Raw genomic sequence first — 2,755 nt, forward strand, 5'->3', positions numbered from 1 at the left:
CGGGGCGGAATCCGGGACGAAGCCGGGGACCGAGCCCGCCGGCGCCGCCGGGCCGGAGTCCGGGGCCGAGCCGGCATCCGGGCCGGAACCCGGGACCGGGCCGGAACCCGGGACCGGGCCGGCGCCCGGGACCGAACCGGCACCCGGTACCGAGCCCGCCGGCACCGCCGGGGCACCGTCCGCCGGGGCGGTGGCCGTTCCCGCCTCGCCCTCCGGCAGGGGCAGGCGCACCGTGAAGCGCGCGCCGCCGCCGGGTGGGGAGGTGAGGGCGAGGGTGCCGTGGGCGCGGGTGACGGCCTGGGCGACCAGGGCGAGGCCGAGGCCGCGACCGGGACCCCGGGTGGACCAGCCGCGGCCGAGGACGGCGTCCCGGTCGGCCGGCCGGACACCGGGCCCGTTGTCGGTGACGCGGAGCAGCAGTTCGCCCCCGCCCGCGCGGGCGGCGACCGTGACGGTGACCCGGGCCTGCGGGGTGCCGCTCACCGCCTCCACCGCGTTGTCGACGAGGTTGCCGAGGACGGTGACCAGGTCCCGGGCGGGCAGCGCCGCCGGCACCACCCCGTCGTCGATGCGGCTGTCCTCGGTGAGCACCAGCTCCACGCCCCGCTCGTTGGCCTGCGCCGCCTTGCCGAGCAGCAGCGCGGCCAGGACCGGTTCGCCGACCGCGTCCACGACCCGGTCCGTGAGGGCCTGCGCCAACTCCAGCTCCGCCGTCGCGAACTCCACCGCCTCCTCCACGCGGCCCAGTTCGACGAGCGACACGACGGTGTGGAGCCGGTTCGCCGCCTCGTGCGCCTGTGAGCGCAGCGCCTCGGTGAAGCCCCGCTCCGAGTCCAGCTCGCCGGAGAGCGCCTGGAGTTCGGTCCGGTCCCGCAGCGTCACCACCGTGCCCCGGCGCTCCCCGCCCACCACCGGACGGGTGTTGACGACGAGGACCCGCTCGTCGGTCAGGTGCGTCTCGTCGACCCGGGGCTCGGACGAGAGCAGCGCCCCCGACAGCGGGGCCGGCAGGCCGAGGTCCACGGCCGGACGGCCGACGACCTTCCCGCCGAGCCCGAGCAGCTCCCGCGCCCCGTCGTTGATCAGGGCGATCCGCCGCTGCCCGTCGAGCATCACCAGGCCCTCGCGCACCGCGTGCAGCGCGGCCTCGTGGTAGTCGTGCATCCGGCTCAGCTCGGTCGCGTTCATGCCGTGGGTGTGCCGGCGCAGCCGGGCGTTGATCACGTACGTTCCGGCCCCGCCGAGCGCGAGGGCCGCGCCCGCCATGCCGAGGAGGGCGGTCACCTGCTCCCGTACCTGCTCGCTGATCCGGTCGATCGTGATGCCCGCGCTGACCAGGGCGACGACCCGGCCGCGCTCGTCCGGAACCGGCGCCACCGTGCGGACGGACGGGCCGAGCACGCCCAGGTGGGTCTCGGAGAAGGTCTCGCCGCGCACCGCCGCCTCGATGTGCCCGCGGTACGTGCGGCCTATCTCGGCCGGTTCCGGGTGGGTCCAGCGGGTGCCGTCCGGCGCCATGACCACCACGAACGTGACCCCGGCTCCCCGCCGCAGCGCCTCCGCGTACGGCTGGAGCGCCGCCGACGGGTCGGTGGAGCGCACGGCGGCGAGCACGGAGGGGGAGTGGGCGACGGCCGTGGCGGTCGCCGTCGCCTGGCGGCGCGCGGTCTCCTCGGCCTGCGCCCGGTCGGTGACGTAGGCGAAGACCGCGCACCCCGCCACCACGGCGGCCACCAGCACGACCTGCATGGCGAACAGCTGGCCGGCGAGGCTGCGCGGACGGGGGAGGGGGAAACGCATGCGGTCCAGTCTGCACGCACGGATTCGCGCCACCGCCCCGCGTTCCCGAATCGTTCTCTTCCCCGGGGACGGTGCGGCCGTGAACGAAACGTACGCAAGGGTGACCCGGGTCACAGGCTGGTGGATAGTCGCGGGGATCCACCGGGACGTGGACACCCATCAGCACGAGGAGGAGCCCGTGGCCGCACGACGGGACCGTACCCACTATCTGTATCTGGCCGTCATCGGCGCCGTTCTGCTCGGCATCGCGGTCGGCTTCCTGGCGCCGGGCGTCGCCGTCGAGCTGAAGCCGCTGGGCACCGGCTTCGTCAACCTGATCAAGATGATGATCTCCCCGATCATCTTCTGCACCATCGTGCTCGGGGTCGGCTCGGTCCGGAAGGCGGCGAAGGTCGGCGCGGTGGGCGGCCTCGCCCTCGGCTACTTCCTCGTCATGTCGACCGTCGCCCTCGCGATCGGCCTGGTGGTCGGCAACCTCCTGGAGCCCGGCTCCGGCCTCCACCTGACCAAGGAGCTGGCCGAGGCCGGCGCCAAGCAGGCGGAGGGCGCGAGCGAGTCCACGGCCGACTTCCTCCTCGGGATCATCCCCACCACCCTCGTGTCGGCGTTCACCGAGGGCGAGGTCCTCCAGACCCTGCTCGTCGCCCTGCTCGCCGGCTTCGCGCTCCAGGCCATGGGGGAGAGCGGCGAGCCGGTGCTGCGCGGCATCGGGCACATCCAGCGACTCGTCTTCCGCATTCTCGGCATGATCATGTGGGTGGCCCCGGTGGGTGCCTTCGGCGCGATCGCGGCCGTGGTCGGCGCGACCGGTCTCGACGCCCTCAAGTCCCTCGCCGTGATCATGATCGGCTTCTACCTGACCTGCGGTCTCTTCGTCTTCGTGGTGCTCGGCGCGCTGCTCAGGCTGGTCGCCGGGATCAACATCTGGACACTCCTGAAGTACCTGGGCCGCGAG

At 74.3% G+C, this 2,755-nt stretch carries 2 protein-coding genes; one reads left to right on the forward strand and one right to left on the reverse strand.

Going from position 1 to position 2,755, the window contains the following annotated elements:
- Positions 1–1,800 (reverse strand): ATP-binding protein (locus RIF68_RS33475; protein ID WP_309055233.1); only part of this gene is annotated, 1,800 nt, incomplete at its 3' end.
- A 178-nt stretch (positions 1,801–1,978) separates the two neighbouring features.
- Here RIF68_RS33475 and RIF68_RS33480 point away from each other — a divergent pair.
- The coding region (locus tag RIF68_RS33480) for a cation:dicarboxylate symporter family transporter (protein ID WP_309055234.1) at positions 1,979–2,755 on the forward strand (777 nt) is incomplete at its 3' end.

This window comes from Streptomyces sp. (assembly GCF_031178505.1).
Classification (GTDB): domain Bacteria; phylum Actinomycetota; class Actinomycetes; order Streptomycetales; family Streptomycetaceae; genus Streptomyces; species Streptomyces gulbargensis.